We start from the raw sequence: 20,530 nt of genomic DNA, 5'->3' as shown, positions 1-20,530 counted from the left end.
TTTACACAGTGTCAAGTTCTTGATCCAAGATTTAGGAAAAGGAGAAAACCATGAAAGTCATCGTTTTCGGCGCCACCGGCAGCATCGGCCGCCTCGCGGTCGCCGCTTTGCTGGCCGACGGCCACACAGTCACTGCTTTCGCCCGCCGGCCCGGCGCCTTGGAACAGGACCATACCGGCCTGCATCCCTGGGCCGGCGACGCAAGGGACATCGACGCAGTCTCGCGTGCCACAGAAGGCCAGGACGCGGTCGTGATCGCCCTCGGCGCGGGCGCCTCTCGCAGCAGCGACATTCGCTCGCAAGGCACGCTGAACGTCATCCGCGCGATGCAGCAGCACGGCGTGCGGCGGCTGGTCTGCCAATCCACGCTCGGGGCACATGAAAGCTGGAATAACCTGAACTTTTTCTGGAAACGCATCATGTTCGGCCTGCTCCTGCGGCCGGTGCACCGCGACCACGAGTTGCAGGAAAGCCTGGTGCGCGCCAGCGGTCTCGACTGGACCATCGTGCGCCCGTCGGCCTTCGCTGACGGGCCGGCCACCGGCACCTTCAAACGCGGTTTCGGCCCTGAAGAACGGGCATTGAACTTGAAAATCTCGCGGGCCGACATCGCCGAGTTTCTCAAGCGGCAAGTCACCGACCTCTCTGACCTGCATCGCGCCGTCGCGATCTCGAACTGATCTTGAAAACAGGTGTCACCATGTCGAACGACTTCATCCAGATCCTTCTCGTTGCCGCCACCCTCGCTTCGGGGCTTGTAGCCGGTGTCTTCCTCACCTTTTCCGACTTCGTCATGCGGTCGCTGGGACGGGCACAGCCCGCTGCCGGGATCGAGACGATGCAGATCATCAACCGCGAGGTCTACCGCTCGCAATTCATGGTCCTCCTCATAGGCATGAGCTTTGCGTCGATCGGGCTCGCGGGTCTTGGTCTGCTCTTCCTCCCGGATCCCGTCGCGGCCTGGTTGGTGGTGGGCGCCATGGCCTATCTCGGCGGCGTCATGGCGGTCACGGCTCGGATCAATGTGCCGATGAACAAGGCCCTTGACGCCGAACGCCCAGACAGCGCTGCGGCCTTCTTCCTGTGGCAAACCTACCTGCGAAACTGGACGCGGTGGAACCACTTGCGCTCGGCTGCCGCAACCGCCGCCGCGCTCTGCTACCTTGCCGCCATCATGGCGGCACCACCTGCCGCCTGACCTGTTCGATCGGACAACTTCTGTGCCCGGTGAACCTGCGCCGGGCGCAGTTGCGTCTTGCTCCCGCGGTTTCCGCCCTTACTGTCCGGGGACAGCGAAACAAGCGACGTACCCGATGACCCAGCGCACCTCCCTCACAAATTCCGACGTGGTCGACCTCACCCAATGGCGGCGCGAACTGCACCGCCATCCCGAGCTTTCGGGCGAGGAGAAAGAAACTGCCGCCCGCGTCGAAACGATGCTCCAAGCCACGCAGCCCGACCGCATCGTGACCGGGCTCGGCGGTCACGGCGTCGCGGCGCTTTACAACGGCGCCGCCCCCGGCCCGCGTCTCCTCTTGCGCTGCGAACTCGACGGGCTGCCTATCCGGGAAACCTCAACGCACGACCATCGTTCGCAAGACCCGGGGAAAGGCCATCTCTGCGGCCATGATGGCCATATGACCATAATCGCCGCTATGGCCCGCCTGTTGGGCCGCCGGCGCCCAACGCGCGGCTCGGTGGTCCTGATGTTCCAGCCGGCCGAGGAAAACGGCGCCGGGGCGGCGGCCGTCGTCGCCGACCCGGAATTTGCCGATCTGACTCCCGACTATGCCTTCGCTATCCACAACTGGCCCGGCGTGCCGCTGGGCCACGTCGCCCTTGCGTCAGGGCCGGTCATGTGTGCCTCGCGCGGCATGCGTATCCGGCTTGCCGGCCGCACCGCCCACGCCTCGCAGCCGGAAAACGGCCTGTCACCCATGACCGCGTTATCTAGCCTGATGCCCGCGCTCGCTGCCCTGGGGCAGGGCCGGTGCGGCACTGACCCTGACTATGCACTGGCCACGATCTGCCATGCCCGGCTTGGCGACCCGGCCTTTGGCGTCGCCCCGGGCGAAGCCGACCTTTACGTCACCCTGCGCGCCCTGACCGAAGCCCGCATGGTGCGCCTGATCGAGGACGCCGAAACTCTGGCCGCAACCGCGGCCCGAAACGGCGGCCTAGGTCTCGAGATCGGCTACGACGACGTCTTTGTCACCTGCGACAACACCCCGGGTGCCGTAGCCGTCGCCTCCAAGGCGCTCGACCGGATCGGCATTCCCTATGACCAGGGCCCTTTCCCTCTGCCCGGGTCCGAGGATTTCGGCCGTTTCGGCGGCGATTGCGAACTCGCCATGCTGCTCCTCGGTTCAGGGGTCGACAGCCCCGCGCTCCACAATCCGGATTTCGACTTCCCCGATGATCTGATTCCCGTGGGGGCCCGCATCTTCTCCGCGATCGTCGACGACCTGACGTCTTAGCCGCCGCCTCTTGCGCCTGCGGCCGGCGGCGCTACGCTCGCGGCAAAAGGACATGTGCGTGCTTCCCTCACCCAGGACCCAAGCTTCATGAGCGGCTTCGGCGCCCTCGCAAACCCAGCGTTCCGCCGCTACTTCGTGGGTGCCGTGGCGGGAGTGAACGGAAACTGGATCTTCCGGGTGCTGCTCTCGTGGCTCGCCTGGGATCTCACGGGATCGGCCAGTTTTGTCGGCCTGGTCGCCGCGCTCAGCCTCGCGCCGGTCGCCTTCACCGCGCCCTTCTTCGGCGCGCTGACCGATAGAACGCCGATCCTTGTCGCCTATCGCTGGGTCTCGATCGGCTTGCTGGCTTGCCCGGCGGCGCTGCTCGCGCTGATGCTTGCAGGCGTCCTGACCCCCAGCGGCCTGCTCGGCATCGCACTTCTCTTCGGCACCGTGATCTCAGCCTATCACCCCGTGCGCCAATCGCTCGGCCCACGCCTGGTCGACCAGCCCCAGATCGGTTCGGTCGTCGCGCTCGCGGCTCTCAATTTCAACGTCGGCCGTGTGATCAGCCCCGCCATCGGCGGGTTTCTCATTGCTCAGCTCGGCACCATCCCGACCGCGGCAATTTCGACGGCTCTTTTCCTGCCCAACCTGATCATTGGTCCAACGCTGAAACCGCGCGCTGTGCCGCCCAAGGCCGAGCGCAGCAGCTTCCTTACCGACCTGGCCGAGGGGCTGCGCGCCGCCTGGTCGCGCCTGCCGGTGCGGTACAGCCTGCTTCTGACCGTGGCCGCGATGGGACCGATCCGGGGCGTCACTGAAATCCTGGCCCTGATCGCCGATGGCCGCTTTCAACGCGGCGCCGAGGGGCTCGGCCTGCTGACTTCGGCCGTTGGCGCCGGCGCCCTGATCGCGGCAGTGTTCCAGGTCGTCGCGGGCGCGCGGCTCGCCGGCATGGCGGCCACCCGCTTCACCGTCATCGCCGTCGGCTTCACCGCAACCGCCGCGCTGACCCTGGCGCCCTCCTTCCCGCTGGCCTTCGCACTGGCACCGATCGTCGGTTTCGCCGGAACCTATGTCGGCGTGTCTCTGCAGATCGGTATCCAGACCGACCTCGAAGACGAACTGCGCGGGCGCATCATGTCGCTCTGGATGGTGTCGATCACGTTGTCGACCTCGGCGCTGGCCTTCACCATCAGCGCCCTGTCCGAAGTCTTCGGGCTTGGCCCCACCACGCTGGCCGTCATCCTGCTGGCCGGCTCCACCGTCGCCCTGATTGCCATGATCGGCAAGCGCAGAGCCTAGGTCGGGGGGTCATCCACCGAGGCCGAGCTCTTTCAGAATGTCTGCACCATGCGCGCCACGTACCGGCGACTCGGTCGGCTCCCAAGCCGGCTGCCCGGCAAAGCGCGGTGCCGGCGCTGCCTGCAACACGCCTGCCGGCGCCTTCCACACGCCCCGCGCCGCGTTCATCTCGTGCAAGGTGGCCTCGTCCGGGCTCAGCACAGGCGCCACACAGGCATCCGTGCCCAGGAACAACGCCTCCCACTCGGCCCGCGTCCTGCCGGCGAAAATCGTCTTCAGGCGCTCCGTCGCCCGGGGCCACAGGCCGTGGTCGAACTGCCCGGCGAAATCCGCGTCCTCGTTCAGACCCAGCAGCTCGAGGAAGATCGCATAGAACTTGGGCTCCAGGCACTGCACCGACATCCAGCCACCATCGGCGGTGGCATAGCTCCGGCACCAGTGCGGCCCGTCGAGAATGCCCTCGCCCCGCGCCTCTGGAAACCCGCCCGCCTGGCGCAGCGCCATCAGCAGGTTCATCATATGGGCCGAACCATCATAAATCGCCGCATCCACCACCGTGCCCCGTCCGGTCGCCTTTGCCTGCATGATCCCGGCCAACATCCCGACCACGAGATAAAGCGCTCCGCCACCGATATCGCCCACAAGCGTCGCCGGCGTCACCGGCGCATCACCCGGCGCACCAGCATACCACAGCGCCCCCGACATCGAGATGTAGTTCAGATCGTGACCGGCGGCCTTGGCAAGCGGACTGTCCTGTCCCCATCCCGTCATCCGCCCGAAAACCAGCGCCGGGTTGATCGCGTGGCAGGCCTCGGGCCCGATCCCGAGCTTTTCCATCACCCCCGGCCGAAACCCCTCGATCAGCCCGTCGGCAGTGGCCACCAGCTTGCGAAACACCTCCAGATCATCCGCATCCTTCAGATCCAGCGCGATCGACCGTTTGCCTCGGTCCAGTACCGAGCGGTCCGGCACGCCCGGCGTCGGGTTGCCGCCCTTGCGATGCACCACGATCACGTCGGCACCGAGATCGGCCAGCGTCATGGCTGCAAATGGCCCCGGTCCCAGCCCTTCGACCTCGACGATGCGGATGCCATCCAGCATGGTAAACTCCCAAAGGAAAAGGCCCCGGCGAACCGGGGCCCTGGATCAGAAGTTCAGCGAGATATCGCGGTGCACGGCGCTGCAAGACGCCATGTAGAGCGCCTGCTCGCGGGTCAGCTGGTCTTGCGAGCGAATCCCCAGCGTGCTGCGAATCCCGTCGAGATAGGCCTCGACTCCGGGCCGCAGGTTAGCCGCTTCGGCGCGCCACGCCTTCTGCGCTTCGTATTCGGCCAGCGCATCGTCAAAGCTCTCCAGCGCCTGTTCGCGATCGAATTTATTCACCCGCAGCGCCCGGCGTGCCTTGCTCAGGTCCGACTTGACGTCACTGGCGCCTTCGATCACGCCGAACTTGTCCTCCAGCACCTTGACGGTGTCCTCGGCCGCCGCGTCGGTCTCGGCCACGCTTTCGATATAGCCACGCATGTCGCGCAGCTCGGTTTCCAGCGCGTCAAACGCCGCGTTGTCATCCAGGATCGCCAGCACCTCACTCGGAGCTTCCCAAGCCTGATCGGCGTTGCGTCGATAGGTCGTGCGCGCTTTCTGCTCGGCGGTTGTCAACTCGGCAAAGACCTTGTGCGCTTCCTCCCAGTTCTCCGGAATATGCGTTTTCTGCTCCTCGGCCTCGGCCAGAAGCCGGTCACGCCGGGTCTCCAATCGGGCGCGGCGCTCGGCCTGCGACTCGTCGCGCAGACGTCCGATGATCGTCCGCAACTCCTCGGCCTCTTCCTCAAGCTTCCGGATATCTTTCTCGATCGTCCGCACCTCGCGCTGCAATGGGCGATAGTCGTTCGCCGCCGCGTCCACGGCCTCCTCGGCCGCGAACACCGAGTCCAGCCCGGCGAGTGCCGACTCGGCGTTTTCGAAGCTCTTGGTCAGGTCATTCTGCAGGTTCTTCGGCAGGGCCGACAGGTCCAACGCCTTGGCACGCGCGATCACCTCGGCCGGGCTGCTCTCGGCAATCTGTTGCCCGGTGTATTCCTCGATGCAGTATTGCAGCTTGGGGTTCCGCGGCGGCGGTGCCGTTTCCGACAGGAACGATACCCGGTTCGGCAGATAGTTCACCAGCGGCGGGTACGCCCCAACGATGCCCAGCGCCAGAAGCTGCAGCGAGATGAAGGCAACTACGCCCTTGTACATATGCACCGTCTTAACGCTCGCCGGTGCCACCCCGCGCAGATAGAAAAGTGCAAACCCGAAAGGCGGTGTCAGGAACGAGGTCTGGATGTTCAGGCCGATCATCACACCAAGCCAAACGGCAGTGATGTTTGCACTCGGGTCCATCAGCAGAATCGGCGCGACGATTGGCACGACCACCACGGCAATCTCGATGAAGTCGAGGAAGAAACCGAGGACAAAGATCACCAGCATAACGATAATGAACTGGGTCCAGAACCCGCCCGGCAGGCTGTTGAGGAACTCTTTCACCAGTTCCTCACCACCGAATGCCCGGAAGGCCGCGGTCAGCATCGCCGCACCCAGCAGGATGATGAAGACGAGCGACGTGGTCTTCGCCGTCTCCAGCATCACACCCTGCATCGTGTTCTCGATTTTCAGAACCCGCCATCCACTCCAAACCAGCGCGACCATCAGGACGATCATCGCTAAAAGGCCAAGGTAGATCCCGGTCCAGTCCTCGGCGGTGCTGGCCGACTTCAGGTTCATGTCATAGTTCGACAGCACGTAGGCCATCATCGCCAGCGATGCCAGCGCCATCAACGCCGGCCAGTATGTCGTCCGACCCTTGCCCTCGTAAAGCCGGTAGCCCGCCATGATCAGCGCCCCCGCGGCCCCGATGGCACCGGCCTGGTTCACGGTGGCGACACCGGTGATGATCGACCCCAGAACGAGGAAGATCAGCGTCAGCGGCGGCACCAGCGTCAGGAAGACCTCGCCCCAGAACTTGCGATCAAAGCCGCCTGAAGTATGCACCGCAGGCGCGGCCTTGGGATTGATCACCGCGAAGATCAGGATATAGGCCATGTAAAGCAGCACCAACACGATGCCCGGCACGAAGGCGCCCAGGAACATCTCGCCGGCGCTGGTCGAGGCGACGTCGAATTCCGATGGCATCGACAGCTCGCCGGTCGAGACCTTGTGCAGTGCCTTGCGCGCGGTCGAGGCCTGGTCGGTGGCCGAGGCCAGTTGGTCGGCCAGGATGATCAGCACGATCGAGGGCGGAATGATCTGCCCCAGCGTGCCCGAGGCCGCGATCGTGCCGGTCGCCAGCGACGGCGAATAGTTGTTGCGCAGCATCGCCGGCAGGCTGATCAGGCCCATCGCCACCACGGTGGCACCGACGATCCCCGTCGTGGCCGCCAGCAGCGCGCCGACGAAAACCACCGAAATGCCAAGGCCGCCCGGCACCGGCCCGAACAGGCGCGCCATGGTGACCAGCAGGTCTTCCGCGATCTTCGAGCGCTGCAGCATGATGCCCATGAAGATGAAGAGCGGAATGGCAATCAACGTGTCCCGCTCGACCTCCCAATAGACCCCTCGGAGGTTGGTCACCCCGGCCGACAGCCATTGCTGCGGCCCGCCGGAATGGAAATAGGCGTCGGTCGAACCGGCAAACAGGTAACCGGCCCCGGCGGCCGCGCCGATGGTGATGATCGCAGCCCCCGGCAGGGCGAAGGCCACCGGATAGCCCGAGCCCAGCGCGATGGCCATGGTGATGATCAGAAGGGCGAGGAAATAGAGTTCCATGGGTCCCGTCCCTCCTTAATGTGCCGAGGCCGGCGCGATTTCGCGCTTGCCTGGATGATTGCGCCAGTCTGCGACCGACTCGAGGTAATAGCTGACGAACTGGATCAGCATGGTGATCCCGAAAATACCCAGGAAGGCCGCCATCTGGTATTTCACATACATCCCGGTGCTGCCCGACTGGGTTACCTCGAAGTTCATCACCGGCGAGTTGATGATCGATTGCTTGCCGTTGAACCCGATCGCCAGGATCACCCAGGCCGCCGACATGCCCAGCAGGATCGAGCCCCAGGCGTTAACGAAACCACGCTTGGTGTGACCGAAGCCGGCATAGAGCACGTCAACGCGCACATGCCCGTCCTCGAACAGCGTATAGGCGCTGGCAAACAGGAACAGCGCTGCATACCAATAGCGTACCAGGTCGCCCATCAGCGCCTGTTCATAGGAAAAGCCGAAGCGCGACACCACGATGGCCAATTCGGCCGCCACGATCAGAAGCGCCAGCCACTGGAAGCCCAGCGTGCGCGTAAACAACGCGATGATCAGGCTCAGCCCGATCAGGGGAAGGTGCACGTAGGGCCCGACAAATTGCGCCCGCCCGAGTTCCCTCGCGAGGGTCTCGCCGAACAGGCCGTCCAGCATATTCTCGACCCGCATCAGCGCGATACTGGAGTCGACAATCCCGACCAGAAGCACCGCCCAGAAACAGGCGCGGATCAGATAGACGTTGAAGCGGTGGATCGCCATCGCGTCCCAGCGTAGGTTACGCCCTGGCGACGTCACGACATAAGCCAGAGCCACTGCCAGACAGCCCGCATAGACCAGCCAGGAAATCCAGGCACCTTCGCCACCGCCTCCTGCGATCAGGTCATGCGTTCCGGGAAGTTCCCATCCAACATTCAACGCGTTCACGATCACGAACGCGGCAAGGATGGCTAACATACCCCAGCCGAACAGGCGTGCGATCACTGACGTGTCGCCGTCCTTCGGCACAACATGCGTAGCGCTAGCGGCTGTCATGGATTCTCCCCCGTCTACAGATGCCCGGCTTCACTCGGCCCGGCCGTCTGCTGCTCCCGATGCAAAGGAAGCGGGGCCAGTTCAGGCCCCGCCTCATGTTTCAGATCAGCTTTGATCAGATCATCCCGAGGACGCGGTTGCGCTGCGCCGAGAACTCGATCTCGGCGGCGGCGCGCCAGGACCCGATCTCACGCAGCTTCGCCTGGAAGTCATCGTTGATCTTCGCAGCCAAGGCCGAATGTTCGCGGGTTTCCTCGAACACTTCCGCCGCGGCATCGCCGAAGGCATCCCAGATGTCTTCGTTGAACGCGCGGGCTTCGACGCCATGCTCGTTGATCAGCTTCTGCAGGTACTGACCATTCAGCGCCGCCGCTTCTTCCGGCTGGTTGCCGTTTTCTTCATAGCAGGCCGCGGTCAGAACCGCTTTCTCATAGTCGGTCAGCGAGCCCCACCACGATGCGTTCATGCCGAAGGCCAGACCGCCGCCCGGCTCGTGCATGCCGCCGGTATAGTAGTACTTGGCGGCCTCGTAGAACTTCATGAAGTAGTCGTTGTACGGACCAACCCACTCAGTCGCTTCGATCGAGCCCGACACCAGGTTTTCGTAGATCTGGCCGCCCGGCAGCGACACGGTCGACGCGCCAAGCTTGGACAGCACGGTGCCGCCAAGGCCCGGGATACGCATCTTCAGGCCCTTGAAGTCGTCGGGGCTGTTCATTTCCTTGTTGAACCAGCCGCCGGCCTGTGCGCCGGTGCCGCCGCAGGTCAGCGCTTTCAGGCCGAACTCTCCCGAAAGTTCATCCCACAACTCCTGGCCGCCGCCGAACTTGACCCATGCGTTCCATTCCGGCGTGGTCATGCCGAACGGCACGGCGGTGAAATAGGCAAAGCCCGGGTGCTTGCCAACCCAGTAGTAGTCAGCGGCGATGTAGGCCTGGGAGTTGCCCGAGGCGACTTCGTCGAACACGTCAAACGCGCCGACGCGCTCACCGGCGGCAAAGTATTCCACGTTGAAGTGACCGTCCGAGATCTCACCGATCCGCTTGGCCAGACGTTGGGCCGAAGTGCCCAGACCAGGGAAGTCCCGCGGCCAGGTCGACACGATGGTCAGTTGCCTGCCGCCCTGGGCGAGTGCCGGCGTGGCCAGCGCGGTTGCACCGGCACCAAGCGCAGCACCTTTCAGAAATTTACGACGTTCCATTTGTTCTCCTCCGAGTTGTCGTTTTCGTTATCGTTCACGGACCATAGGTAAACCCTGCGGCCCACATGGCGTCAATTACTAAGCAAGTCTGAGCAGAATACAATTGCATTTTTCGAGAACTGGTAATGTTTGTTTACCAAATCGCGCAAGTTGTTTTTACCGCTGCACAAAATTTACCTCAATCTTCCCGCTATAGGCGATCCATTCGACGCCGACGCACGCCCGCCTTCACTCGATTCGTGATCACGGTTCCGGTGTCTCGTCCCGCTCTGCCAGCGCGCCGGAAAAGGCCCATTGCAGCTGACCCTTGGTCTCCACGGCACAGTCGCGCAAGCTGCGCAGCCGCTTCAGCGCCTCGAACCTGTCTTCGCCGCACTCGACCATCAGCCGCAGCGCCACCATTCCCGACCGACCGCAGCCACCCATGCAATGAACGATCACCCGGCCACCGCCCTTCAGGGCCCGGCGGACATTGCGGCTGACCTCGGGCCATTTCGCTTCGACATCCGACCCCGGCGCACTGAAATCCGGCACCGGCAGATGGCACCAGCGGCTGGCGATACCGTGGATGTCCGACCCCAGATTGTGACCCCCGACCTCGGCCATTTCCGCCTCGGTCGTCATCGACACCACGATGCCCGGCTTCCACTCGTGAAACACCTCAAGATCGCCGCGATAGTCGCCCCCTCGCCCCGGCAGCGAGGCAATCGCCAGCGTGCCCCCGCCCACCGGCAGGGCATAGATCACCAGCCCGGACATGTCCCCGCCTCCGCAGGCATGACCCGGTCCCGCCTGATCGGGTTTTCCGAAATCGTCACCGTTTCACTCCCCCCGAAAACGGAATCACAAGCTCAGAGCCGCTTTGCCCCGAACGTATCACAACTTCCCGGATCACCACTGTCATAGCCCGCTGCGAACCAGCGTTGGCGCTGTTCGCTGGTGCCGTGGGTGAAGGTATGCGGCTGCGGTACCCGCCCCGCCCGCCGCTGCAGCGTGTCGTCGCCGATCTGCCGTGCCGCGTTCAGCGCCTCCTCTAGATCGCCTGGCTCCAGAAGCCCGCCAACCTCGCGCGCCCAGACACCCGACAGGCAGTCCGCCTGCAACTCCAGCCGCACCGTCAACGCATTGGCCTCGACCTCGCTTGCCCGCTTGCGTGCGGCGTTGACCTTGGGGATGATGCCAAGCTCGTTCTGAACATGATGCGCCACCTCATGCGCGATCACGTATGCCGCGGCGAAATCGCCCTTGGCCCCAAGCTGCCGCGCCATCGTGGCGAAGAAATCGGTATCGAGGTAGGCCTTCTTGTCCGCCGGGCAATAGAACGGGCCGGTGGCGCCGCTGGCCCCGCCGCAGGGGCTTTGAGTCACGCCGCTAAAAAGCACCAGCACCGGCGGTCGATACGCCTCGCCGAACGCCTGCGGAAACACCTCACCCCAGACATCTTCGGTGGTCGCCAGCACCTTGATTGCGAAATCGCCGGCATGTTTCTCTTCCGCCGTCAACTCGCGCGGTGCGCCACGTTGCTGTGTGCTGTCATCAAGCTGCCCCTGCAGCAAAGGGGTCACATCCACACCCGCGAAATAACCGATGGCTAAAATGATCAAGAGCCCAATCCCGCCGATCCCGGCCCCGGTCTTGCCGCCCATTCTGCGCCGGTCTTCCACGTTCCGACTGCCGCGCACGCCTTTCAATCGCATGGGTCGACCCCCCTCACCATTTGACCGTCTCACACTGGCCGATTCCCGGAACCTTTCCAAGCCTTGATCTCCCGCGACAGCGATGCGCAACGCCCTCCGAAGCCACCGCGACCGGGTGCGCCATGCCTCGGTCGCCGGCGGCTCAGAAAGCCCCGCCATCGGCCCGGCTCCGCGACCCGACCGATACCGCTCCGCCGGCAAATCCGGGCTTCCCTGCGCCCGCGCGCAGGCATAACCTCGGTATATGGCCGCCGCGGAAAGAAACCGGGAAGACGAAAGTCACGACGTCCAGCGCACCCGCTGGTCGGAAGACCGCACGCTGATGTCTTCCGAGCGCACGTTTTCGTCCTGGACAGGCACCGCGCTCGGCTGCGTCGGCGTCGCCCTTGGGCTGCATGCCATTTTCGGCGAACTCACCCCTATCTGGCTGCCCAAGGCCGTCGCCTCGCTTTTCCTTGTCGTCGGGCTGATCTTCACCTAGTCCGCCCGCAACCGCGCCTGCGGCACCCGCGACAGGCTCTCGGAAAACGATGTCGACACCGGCAATTCGCGGTCCTACACGCTGATCGCCATACTGGTGACGGTCGCTACCCTGTCGACCGGCCTGATCCTCTGGCTGGTCTGAGCTAGACCTCCCCGCGCCACCCCTTTACCCTGCCCGCAGCCCCGAATCCTGCAAGGCCTCCAATGAGCGACACCGACAAGAAACCCTATCAGGTCCTCGCCCGCAAATACCGCCCCGAGACCTTTGCCGATCTCGTCGGGCAAGAGGCGATGGTGCGCACGCTGAAGAATGCGTTCAAGGCCGATCGCATCGCCCAGGCCTTCATCATGACCGGCATCCGCGGCACCGGTAAGACCACCACCGCCCGGATCATCGCCAAGGGCATGAACTGCATCGGCCCCGACGGGCAGGGCGGCCCCACCACCGAACCCTGCGGCGTCTGCGAACATTGCACCGCCATCATGGAAGGCCGCCATGTCGACGTGATGGAGATGGACGCCGCCTCCCGCACTGGCGTGAACGACATCCGCGACATCATCGAGTCGGTGCACTACCGCGCCGCCTCGGCACGCTACAAGATCTACATCATCGACGAGGTTCACATGCTCTCCACCAGCGCCTTCAACGCGCTGCTGAAAACGCTGGAAGAGCCGCCCGAGCACGTCAAGTTCATCTTCGCCACCACCGAGATCCGCAAGGTGCCGGTCACCGTCCTGTCCCGCTGCCAGCGCTTCGACCTGCGCCGGATCGAACCCGAAGACCAGATCGCCATGCTGCGCCGCATCGCCGACGCGGAAGCCGCGGAAATCACCGACGAGGCGCTTGCGCTGATCACCCGCGCCGCCGAAGGCTCGGCCCGCGACGCGACCTCGCTGCTTGATCAGGCGATCTCGCACGGTGCCGGCGAAACCACCGCCGACCAGGTCCGCGCCATGCTCGGCCTGGCTGACCGCGGCCGCGTGATGGACCTGTTCGACATGATCATGAAGGGCGATGCCGCCGGTGCCCTGACCGAACTCAGTGCGCAGTATGCCGACGGCGCCGACCCGCTGGCCGTGCTGCGCGACCTGGCCGAGATCACCCACTGGGTCAGCGTGGTGAAAATCACCCCCGACGCCGCCGACGATCCGACGATCAGCCCCGACGAACGCACCCGCGGCAAGCAGATGGCCGACACCCTGCCGATGCGCATCCTCGCCCGCACCTGGCAGATGCTCCTGAAGGCCCTCGACGAGGTTGCCCAGGCCCCCAACGCCATGATGGCCGCCGAGATGGCGATCATCCGGCTGACCCACGTCGCTGACCTGCCGTCGCCCGAAGACCTCGTGCGCAAGCTCAAGGACGCCACACCGCCGCCCCCGCCGGCCGGCGGCGCGCCCGCGGCGCCCTCGGGCACTGGCGGCCCCGCGGCCACCGCCCGCGCCACCGTCTCCTCCGGCGCAACCGGCGGTCCCTCCGCCGCGCTGGCGCAGGACGCCGAACACGCGCTCGCCCGCTACCCGACCTTCGACCACGTGGTCGAACTGATCCGCGCCAACCGCGACGGCAAGCTGCTGATGGATGTCGAGGCCGACCTGCGCCTCGTCTCCTACCAGCCCGGCCGCATCACCTTCGAACCGACGCCCACCGCCCCCACCGACCTCGCCCAGCGCCTCGGGAGCGCCCTGCAACGCTGGACCGGCAACCGCTGGGCCGTCTCGGTGGTCTCCGAAGGCGGCGCCCCCTCGATCGTCGAGGCCCGCACCGCCGCCAAAACCGCGCTGGAAACCGAGGCCCGCGACCACCCGCTGGTGCAAGCCGTGTTCGAGGCCTTCCCTTCCGCCAGGATCCTAGACATCCGCTCCGCCGCCGACCTCGCCGCACAAGCCCAGACCGAGGCGCTTCAGGAGGTCGAAGACGAGTGGGACCCGTTCGAGGAGGAGTGAGGGAGCGTCGTCCGCTTTGAGCCCACAGTGCAGGAAGCTGCGCGAAAAACCAATGTCCGTTACTGCCTTGATGGATGTTGCAGTGCTTTCGCTTGATAGCGCGACCACTGCACACATTCAGCGCCAGTGAGGATTGCGTAGGTATAGGTAGCGCAACGCGCGACAATCCCGTATGAATTTGCTCCACCTATCCGGCAGTTGTGGAGGCATTGCGATGGAAGTTTCTCAGGTTGTCCAATTGGCGAACTGGTATCAGACACACTTCCAAGAGGTGAAATCTGAATACTCCGCCTTGGTAAGCGTATTGCAGAACAATTCACAACAGGCCAGCCAACAGCCTGTTGCCGATCCGCTCAAAGCCCTGTCTCGCGCTTTGCGTGAAATGCCCACGTCCGAACTTTCGACGCTGCAAATGCAAGTGCTGGAAAGGCTGGGCGTTGCGCACCTTGTGGGAAAGGCCGGAAGGGCTTGGATCATTCGTACGGTCCAAACAAAGACTTATGATCCAGCTACCACCTTTCAAACTGTCCAAGAGGCTTTCCAGAAAATGGAACAAGCCCAAAACCAACTGGACGAATTCAAAAATTCCGCTGCAAGAATTGGCTTCAAGCGTGGCGACGTTATCGACACCCCGACCCCCTACGCCTTCAACGTGATTTTCCAAGGTGGCGCCGCTATTACCAACGTCACGGACTGGAAAAGGACAGCGGCCGATTGGGAACTCTACTTGGGAAGTGTCGCCGTTGTCGCGGGCGAGAGACCCGAAGACGTTGCCGTTGTGGGCGCGCAAAACGGTTCTATCATCTTCACGCTAAGCGCCGCGCCAATCGTTACAAAGATTCTGGCGACGGTTTCCAAGCATATCGCAAGTATCGCAAATGACTATCTGGATTTTCAGCTCAAGCGGGAAGAGCTTGAACGTTCTCGTATGTATTCGGACGCAATTAAGAAAGACCTGACGCGTCAAGAGAGAGAGCGGCGTGAGGAATCCAAAGCGGCCCTAATGAAGGTTGTCAGGGAAATGCAGCCGAACGCAGCCCCGGAAGCCATTACCAAACTCGAAAAGGCGATAGATCGCTACATCACCTTCACAGAAAAAGGCGGCGAAATGGATTACATGTTGCCGCCGCCGTTGGACGCAGAGTCCGAAGACTATGACGAAGACCTTGCCCAAGCGGTGGAAGAGGTGCGTGACTTGATCCAAGACTATCGGGAAGAGGTTCAGAAGACGAAGCTATTGACCCACGAGGAAGACGACGACGAATTTGATGACGACTCATGATAAGGGCGCATAAACGGCGCTCCCAAATAATCGTTTCTGGCCGTCAGTTGTTAAATCCCGCTGCGCATTCAGGCTTCAATCCATCGCAGCCCGTACCAGACGGCGTTAACCGAAAGCTGACTTTTAATTGTTTGCCGTGAATGGCAGAAAAGTCCGCAAAACAAACTTTCCCCCCTCAAAACCGCGACAACACCACCCCCACCGCCACCAACCCGGCTCCCAAGACCCGCGGCAAGGACAACTCCCGCACCGGCAGCCCGAACGCCCCCACGTAATCCACCACCAGCGCCGCCACCATCTGCCCCAGGATCAGCGCCGAGACCATCGTCACCACCCCCAGCACCGGCACGCCCCACAAGGCCCCCCAGACGTAGAACGCCCCCAGCGCGCCGCCCAGGAACATCCACCACGCCGCGCCCGAGAGGCGGCCGACGTCACCGCCGCCGCCGGTGACCAGAACCACCAGGCTCAGTACTGAAAACCCCACCCCGAAGGATACCGCCGCCGCCAGCAGCGAATTCTCCACCACCCGCGCCAGCGCCGCGTTCACCGGCGCCTGCAGGCTCGCCGCCACCCCCGCCGCGATCACCACCGGCAAAGCGATCCAGAAAGTCATGCCCGTTCCCTCCAAAACCAGTCCCCGCTCACCTTACCCCCCACATTCCGTTTGCCAAACCCTTCGCCGCGGGCCACTTTCCCCGCATGCACCGCCTCGCCGCTCTCCTCGTCCTGCTGCCGACCCACGCCCTGGCCGATGTCTGCGCTCAGGAACGCCCCGACTGGGATCCCGCGCGCGGCCCCGCCACCGGCCTCGACGAACTGGTTTTCCTTTTCACCTCGCTGCCCGGCCTCGGCATCCTCGGCGCGATCACCCTCGCGGTGCTCACCGGCCAGAAACGCTATTTCGCCATCTCGGCGGTGTTCGCCACCCTGATCGGCGCCGCCCTCTACGTCCAGTCGACCGCCCCCGACGACATCCGGCGCACCGCCATCGCCGAGGGCTGCGTCGGCCCGCAGACCATCCCCATAGCCACCTGCGCCGTCATCGCGCTGATCTCCGCCGCCTCTCTGGCCTGGCTGTGGTTGCGCGACCGCCCCGCCGACCGTATCTAAAGCCCGACACCCCTGAAAGGAGATCGCAATGTTCAAAGGATTGGGCGCCATGGGCGACATGGCCAAGATGATGAAAGCCGCCCAGGAAATGAAAACCCGCATGGAGGCGCTGCAGGAAGAGATGCACAGTATGCTGGTCACCGGCGAGAGCGGCGCCGGCCTGGTCACCGCCACCTGCACCGCCAAGGGCGAGCTCAAGGCGCTCGACATCGACCCGTCGATCTTCCAGCCCGACGAAAAGGAAGTCGTCGAGGACCTCATCCTCGCCGCCATCAAGGATGCCCAGCAGAAAGCCTCCGACAAGGCGCAGGAGGAAATGGCCAAGATCACCGAGGCCATGGGCCTGCCCAAGGACATGAAACTGCCGTTCTGATCTTCTTCTGTTTGAAAATACCTCGGGGAGCGCGAGGGGCTGGCCCCTCGCACCCGACGCCACCAGAGGCGCCACCGCCGATATGAGCTCCACCCGCGACATCGACGCCCTGATCGAGATGATGGCCAAGCTTCCCGGCCTCGGCCCGCGCTCGGCGCGGCGCGCGGTGCTGCACCTCATCCGCAAACGTGCCCTGCTGCTGACCCCGCTCGCCGACCTGATGCAGACCGTCGCCGCCACCGCCCGCGAATGCCTCAACTGCGGCAATGTCGGCACCTCCGACATCTGCGACATCTGCGCCAGTGAAAAACGCGCCAATGGCGAGCTTTGCGTGGTCGAGGACGTCGCCGATCTCTGGGCGATGGAGCGCGCCGGGGTGTTCAAGGGCCGCTACCACGTCCTCGGCGGCACCCTCTCGGCGCTCGATGCCGTCGGCCCCGAAGACCTGCGCATCCCCAAACTGGTCGACCGCGTCACCGCGGAAAACATCGCCGAGGTCATCCTGGCGCTCAACGCCACCATCGACGGCCAGACCACCGCGCACTATATCGCCGATCAGCTCGAAGGCAGCGTCAAGGTCACGTCCCTGGCCCAGGGCGTTCCGATCGGTGGCGAACTCGACTATCTCGACGACGGCACCATTTCCGCCGCGTTGAAGGCGCGCAGGGACGTCTGAAGCCATTGGGTTCGTCTCGACCCGGCAATTGTTTCGTTCCGCTTGTCGCATCCTTCGGCCAATCGCAGATTGGCCACGCGCCGACTGCCCCCCTGGGCGGCGCGTTCCGCGCCAGCCGCGGTCGGCTTGTGTCCGGATCGAACGTCACAAGACGCTCACCCGCCCTTACCCCTCCTTCCGGGCCACCAGGTAAATATGCACGTAATCCATCGCATGGCCCGTCGGGTTGGCCGCCACCCTGGCTTGATACCGGCCATAGAATTCATTGATGATCGCCGCCTTATCCTCCAGCGTGCGGTTGTCAGACAACCCGTTCACGAAGGTCGGTTCCGACCACGACCTGAGTGTCGGGATGTAGTCGCGGGCAAACTCGGCCGCGCCCTGCCCGGTCTCCGAATAATTGTGTTCGAACGGACAGCGCACCACCCGCGCCTCGACATGTTCCAGCCGCAGACCTGCCTGCCAGACCGGCCCCTGTTCATCCAGAAACGGCGCGGTGAACTGCGCCTCGGTGCGGTAACATTGCGGGAAATTCGTCGCCGCGAATTCCGCCGGGCTGATCACCCCCTCGTCCCGCAAGCCGCGCCAGAGATCGGCGAAGGTGTCGAACATGTTTATGCCGCCGGTGTTGCCAAGATAGCGCCCTTCTTCGTCGATCCCGAAATTGAACAGCGCCAGCCGCGCCCCCGGCTTCATCTCCTGCGCCCGCGCCAGCAGCATCCGTTCCCAGTCCGCTGCTCCGGTGGCCTCGTAGGCCGCCCGTTCCTCCGGCGCCGCGCCGACCATGTGGACGTGATCGGCGATCTCGCAGGGCACCGAGGCGATGTAGTGCGACGCCGTCGCCGAGAACCCCAGGTCCAGGGTGCCCGGCGGCAGGATCGCCTCGTGAAACGACGTCGCCGAGGCCAGCACGTACACCTCGGGCACCTTGCCGGCATAGGTCTCTTGTCCGGTCAGCCCCAGCGCGTTCTGGAACGTCTGGCTGAAGTCGTTGCGCGGCAGGTCGGTATAGACGATCTCGATCGGCCGCCCCGGCACCTTCTCGCGCACCCGCGCCAGCACCCGCCCCCACATCGCCAGCGACGTGCCGCCATCCGCCGCGCCCATGTCGGTCACCCGGAAGACCGACCCGTCATCGTCCGGGTCCATCCGCTCCAGCGCGTCCAGCACCAGTCCGGCGGCATTGTCCATCACATGCTTGGCCCCGATGGTGGCGCGAGAATAATACCCTGCCCCTTTCATTGCCATGAACCCCTTGGTCGATCCCGACATCTTTGTCCCTCCCTGTCTGTCCGGCAATCCTGCACCGCTCACACCTCGGTGCAAAGAAAAACCATGCGTGCGGCCGCCACATCGTAGGGCGGGCTTCAGCCCGCCACCCGCTCAGTCCCGTGCAATCGCGATGTTCAACAGAACCTGCCGCCCCACCTCGTCGCGCACCCTGATTGCCCGCTCCAGCGCGCCGGGCAGGTCCTCGCCGCGGGTCACCGTCTCGGTCCAGGCCCGGCTGGCCTGCGCCGTCAGGGCGAAATCCGGGGACGGCCGCAGCGAGGTCAACGGCATCTCGTTGGCCCGGCTCGACAGCCCGTCGGGATAGGTCATCTCTGCGCTTGCCCGTACCGCCCCCCATTCCTCGTTGTTCAGAACCAGCACGATCACCGGCAGGCCCAGGCGCTCCATCACCTGGTGACAGGCCGTCGGGTTGGCAAACATGTAGGACCCGTCGCCGATCGTGGCGAAAACCAACCGCTCGGGATCGGCCAGCTGCGCCCCCATCGCCGCCGGCAAACCCCAGCCCAGCCCGCCGGAATGCGGCTCCTGAAAATAGCTCAGGTGCTCTTCGAGGTCCAAGGGCTGCAACGGACAGCCCAACTCGTGAAACACGCTGGCCTTGCGCCCCTTGATCGCCCGCCCCAGGCACAGCGCCACCCAGTCCTTGCTCATCGGCGCGCCGCGTCCCTGTTCCGCCGCGGTCACCACCGCCGCCCGCGTCGATTGCGCCGACGCGGCGATCCGCTGCCGCCTTGCCGCCAACGCGGCGTCGTCTCGTGCCTGACGTTCCATCGCCCCAATCAGCGCCAGCAGGGTGTCCCCGGTTTCCCCGGCCAATGTCACATGCGCCGGGAAATTCCGCACCGGGGTGCGCGAAAACAGCGGATCGGGGCCAAGCTGGATCACCGTCACCTCATCCCGCAATCGCACCTTGTCGGGGCACCACGGCGCCAGCGCGTTGATCACCAGCACCACGTCGGCCTGTTCCAGCCAGGGCCCCGGGTCGGCGCCGATCTGCATCTCGTGCCCGACCGGCAGGATCAGCTGGTTCGCCCAATACTGCGACACTGGCAGCGCCCAGTCGCGCACGAACCCGCCGAACGCCTCGAATGCTGCGGCTGTCCCCGCCCCGCGCTGCGCAACGATCACCGGCGCCTCCGCGCCGGCCAGCAACGCCGCCGCCCGCGCCAGTGCTGCCGGATCACAGGCCGTCTCCACCGGCGCCATCGCCGAAGGTGAATCCAGCCTCCGAGCCGGAACCTCCTCGCACAACACCTCCCGCGGCAAGCTGAGATAGACCGGCCCTTTTGGCGTGGAATTGGCAATCGCCCATCCCCGGTCCAACAGCTCTCCGATCTGCTCGGGAAACCGCAACTCATAGTCCCACTTGGTGACTTCCCGGATCAGCGCCGCCTGGTCGAACATCTCCTGGCCCCAGCCGATCGGCACCGTCCGCGCTCCGAACCGGCCCTTCTCTGTGACCGGTGTCCGTCCCGACATCAGGATCATCGGCACCTGGTCGCACCAGGCATTGATCGCCCCGATCACGCCGTTGGCCAGCCCGACATTGGTATGCAGGATCACCGCCTGCGCCCGGCCGGTCACCTGCCAGGCCCCGTGCGCCATCCCAAGCGCCACGTGCTCATGCGGTACCGTGATCGGCTCAGGCAGGTCGACGCCGGCCCGCTGCGCCGCAATCAGCCCCTCGATGATCGGCGGAAAATCCGTGCCGGAATTGGCGAAGACAAAGTCTACCCCCAGCGCCTTGAGCTTGCCAAAAATCGCCCCGCCCGCCGTCACCGTGTGTGTCATAGCCGTCCCTCCCGCGATCACCCGCACCTTACAGAAGAACGAAGCCGGCGGTAAGTTCGGCAAGCGCTCCGCACGGGCCCTGCATCTGC

The 20,530-nt window shown here is 64.6% G+C and carries 19 protein-coding genes; 10 read left to right on the top strand and 9 right to left on the bottom strand.

Going from position 1 to position 20,530, the window contains the following annotated elements; genetic code table 11:
• The first annotated feature begins 50 nt into the window (after positions 1-50).
• The 4 genes from NO357_RS11440 to NO357_RS11425 all read left to right on the top strand — a co-directional run bounded on the left by NO357_RS11440 (position 51) and on the right by NO357_RS11425 (position 3,764).
• Positions 51-680, top strand: coding sequence for an NAD(P)-dependent oxidoreductase (locus tag NO357_RS11440; protein WP_306735805.1), 630 nt, complete (start codon positions 51-53; stop codon positions 678-680).
• Between the two features lie 20 nt (positions 681-700).
• Positions 701-1,198, top strand: a complete 498-nt coding sequence (locus tag NO357_RS11435; protein WP_306735804.1) for an anthrone oxygenase family protein — start codon at positions 701-703, stop codon at positions 1,196-1,198.
• 115 nt (positions 1,199-1,313) lie between these two features.
• Positions 1,314-2,477, top strand: coding sequence for an amidohydrolase (locus NO357_RS11430; RefSeq protein ID WP_306735803.1), 1,164 nt, complete (start codon positions 1,314-1,316; stop codon positions 2,475-2,477).
• Between the two features lie 87 nt (positions 2,478-2,564).
• On the top strand, positions 2,565-3,764 hold the full coding sequence (locus NO357_RS11425; RefSeq protein ID WP_306735802.1) for an MFS transporter: 1,200 nt from the start codon (positions 2,565-2,567) through the stop codon (positions 3,762-3,764).
• A gap of 9 nt (positions 3,765-3,773) precedes the next feature.
• On the opposite strand, the gene NO357_RS11420 is transcribed toward NO357_RS11425, so the two are convergent.
• The 6 genes from NO357_RS11420 to ypfJ all read right to left on the bottom strand — a co-directional run bounded on the left by NO357_RS11420 (position 3,774) and on the right by ypfJ (position 11,483).
• Complete coding sequence (locus NO357_RS11420; protein ID WP_306735801.1) at positions 3,774-4,865, bottom strand: CaiB/BaiF CoA transferase family protein; 1,092 nt, start codon at positions 4,863-4,865, stop codon at positions 3,774-3,776.
• Positions 4,866-4,910: 45 nt separating this feature from the next.
• The gene (locus NO357_RS11415) at positions 4,911-7,568 is read right to left on the bottom strand and encodes a TRAP transporter large permease subunit (protein ID WP_306735800.1); all 2,658 of its coding nucleotides are present in this window, start codon (positions 7,566-7,568) and stop codon (positions 4,911-4,913) included.
• A gap of 15 nt (positions 7,569-7,583) precedes the next feature.
• Positions 7,584-8,585: a TRAP transporter small permease subunit gene (locus NO357_RS11410; RefSeq protein WP_306735799.1), complete on the bottom strand. Its 1,002-nt coding sequence runs from the start codon at positions 8,583-8,585 to the stop codon at positions 7,584-7,586.
• Between the two features lie 115 nt (positions 8,586-8,700).
• Positions 8,701-9,786: a TRAP transporter substrate-binding protein gene (locus NO357_RS11405; protein ID WP_306735798.1), complete on the bottom strand. Its 1,086-nt coding sequence runs from the start codon at positions 9,784-9,786 to the stop codon at positions 8,701-8,703.
• 243 nt (positions 9,787-10,029) lie between these two features.
• Positions 10,030-10,545 (bottom strand): phosphatase domain-containing putative toxin, encoded by a 516-nt coding sequence (locus tag NO357_RS11400; protein WP_306735797.1) that lies wholly within the window; start codon positions 10,543-10,545, stop codon positions 10,030-10,032.
• Positions 10,546-10,637: 92 nt separating this feature from the next.
• The gene (gene ypfJ / locus NO357_RS11395; protein ID WP_306735796.1) at positions 10,638-11,483 is read right to left on the bottom strand and encodes a KPN_02809 family neutral zinc metallopeptidase; all 846 of its coding nucleotides are present in this window, start codon (positions 11,481-11,483) and stop codon (positions 10,638-10,640) included.
• A gap of 244 nt (positions 11,484-11,727) precedes the next feature.
• Here ypfJ and NO357_RS11390 point away from each other — a divergent pair, with 244 nt between their 5' ends.
• The 3 genes from NO357_RS11390 to NO357_RS11380 all read left to right on the top strand — a co-directional run bounded on the left by NO357_RS11390 (position 11,728) and on the right by NO357_RS11380 (position 15,195).
• Positions 11,728-11,964 carry a DUF202 domain-containing protein gene (locus NO357_RS11390; protein ID WP_306735795.1) on the top strand — a complete coding sequence of 79 codons (237 nt, stop codon included), beginning with the start codon at positions 11,728-11,730 and terminating at the stop codon, positions 11,962-11,964.
• Between the two features lie 206 nt (positions 11,965-12,170).
• A complete protein-coding gene (locus NO357_RS11385) occupies positions 12,171-13,913 on the top strand; it encodes a DNA polymerase III subunit gamma/tau (protein ID WP_376744372.1) in 1,743 nt (580 codons plus the stop codon).
• A gap of 214 nt (positions 13,914-14,127) precedes the next feature.
• Positions 14,128-15,195, top strand: coding sequence for a hypothetical protein (locus NO357_RS11380; RefSeq protein ID WP_306735794.1), 1,068 nt, complete (start codon positions 14,128-14,130; stop codon positions 15,193-15,195).
• Between the two features lie 175 nt (positions 15,196-15,370).
• Here NO357_RS11380 and NO357_RS11375 read toward each other — a convergent pair whose 3' ends face one another.
• Entirely contained in the window at positions 15,371-15,811 is a 441-nt protein-coding gene (locus NO357_RS11375; RefSeq protein WP_306735793.1) for a DMT family transporter, read from the bottom strand.
• An 86-nt stretch (positions 15,812-15,897) separates the two neighbouring features.
• On the opposite strand from NO357_RS11375, the gene NO357_RS11370 reads away from it, so the two are divergent.
• The 3 genes from NO357_RS11370 (at position 15,898) to recR (ending at position 17,357) form a co-directional block, all read left to right on the top strand.
• Positions 15,898-16,308: a hypothetical protein gene (locus NO357_RS11370; protein ID WP_306735792.1), complete on the top strand. Its 411-nt coding sequence runs from the start codon at positions 15,898-15,900 to the stop codon at positions 16,306-16,308.
• 28 nt (positions 16,309-16,336) lie between these two features.
• A complete protein-coding gene (locus NO357_RS11365) occupies positions 16,337-16,681 on the top strand; it encodes a YbaB/EbfC family nucleoid-associated protein (protein ID WP_306735791.1) in 345 nt (114 codons plus the stop codon).
• An 82-nt stretch (positions 16,682-16,763) separates the two neighbouring features.
• Entirely contained in the window at positions 16,764-17,357 is a 594-nt protein-coding gene (gene recR, locus NO357_RS11360; RefSeq protein ID WP_306735790.1) for a recombination mediator RecR, read from the top strand.
• 165 nt (positions 17,358-17,522) lie between these two features.
• Here the strand turns inward: recR and NO357_RS11355 are convergent, their stop codons facing one another.
• Complete coding sequence (locus NO357_RS11355) at positions 17,523-18,629, bottom strand: class I SAM-dependent methyltransferase (RefSeq protein WP_306735789.1); 1,107 nt, start codon at positions 18,627-18,629, stop codon at positions 17,523-17,525.
• A 111-nt stretch (positions 18,630-18,740) separates the two neighbouring features.
• Positions 18,741-20,441: a thiamine pyrophosphate-requiring protein gene (locus NO357_RS11350; RefSeq protein WP_306735788.1), complete on the bottom strand. Its 1,701-nt coding sequence runs from the start codon at positions 20,439-20,441 to the stop codon at positions 18,741-18,743.
• Between the last annotated feature and the right edge of the window lie 89 nt (positions 20,442-20,530).

Source organism: Marimonas arenosa (assembly GCF_030848945.1).
Classification (GTDB): domain Bacteria; phylum Pseudomonadota; class Alphaproteobacteria; order Rhodobacterales; family Rhodobacteraceae; genus Marimonas; species Marimonas arenosa.
The sequence above is the reverse complement of the archived record's forward strand: the minus strand, read 5'-3'. Positions and strand labels throughout refer to the sequence as shown.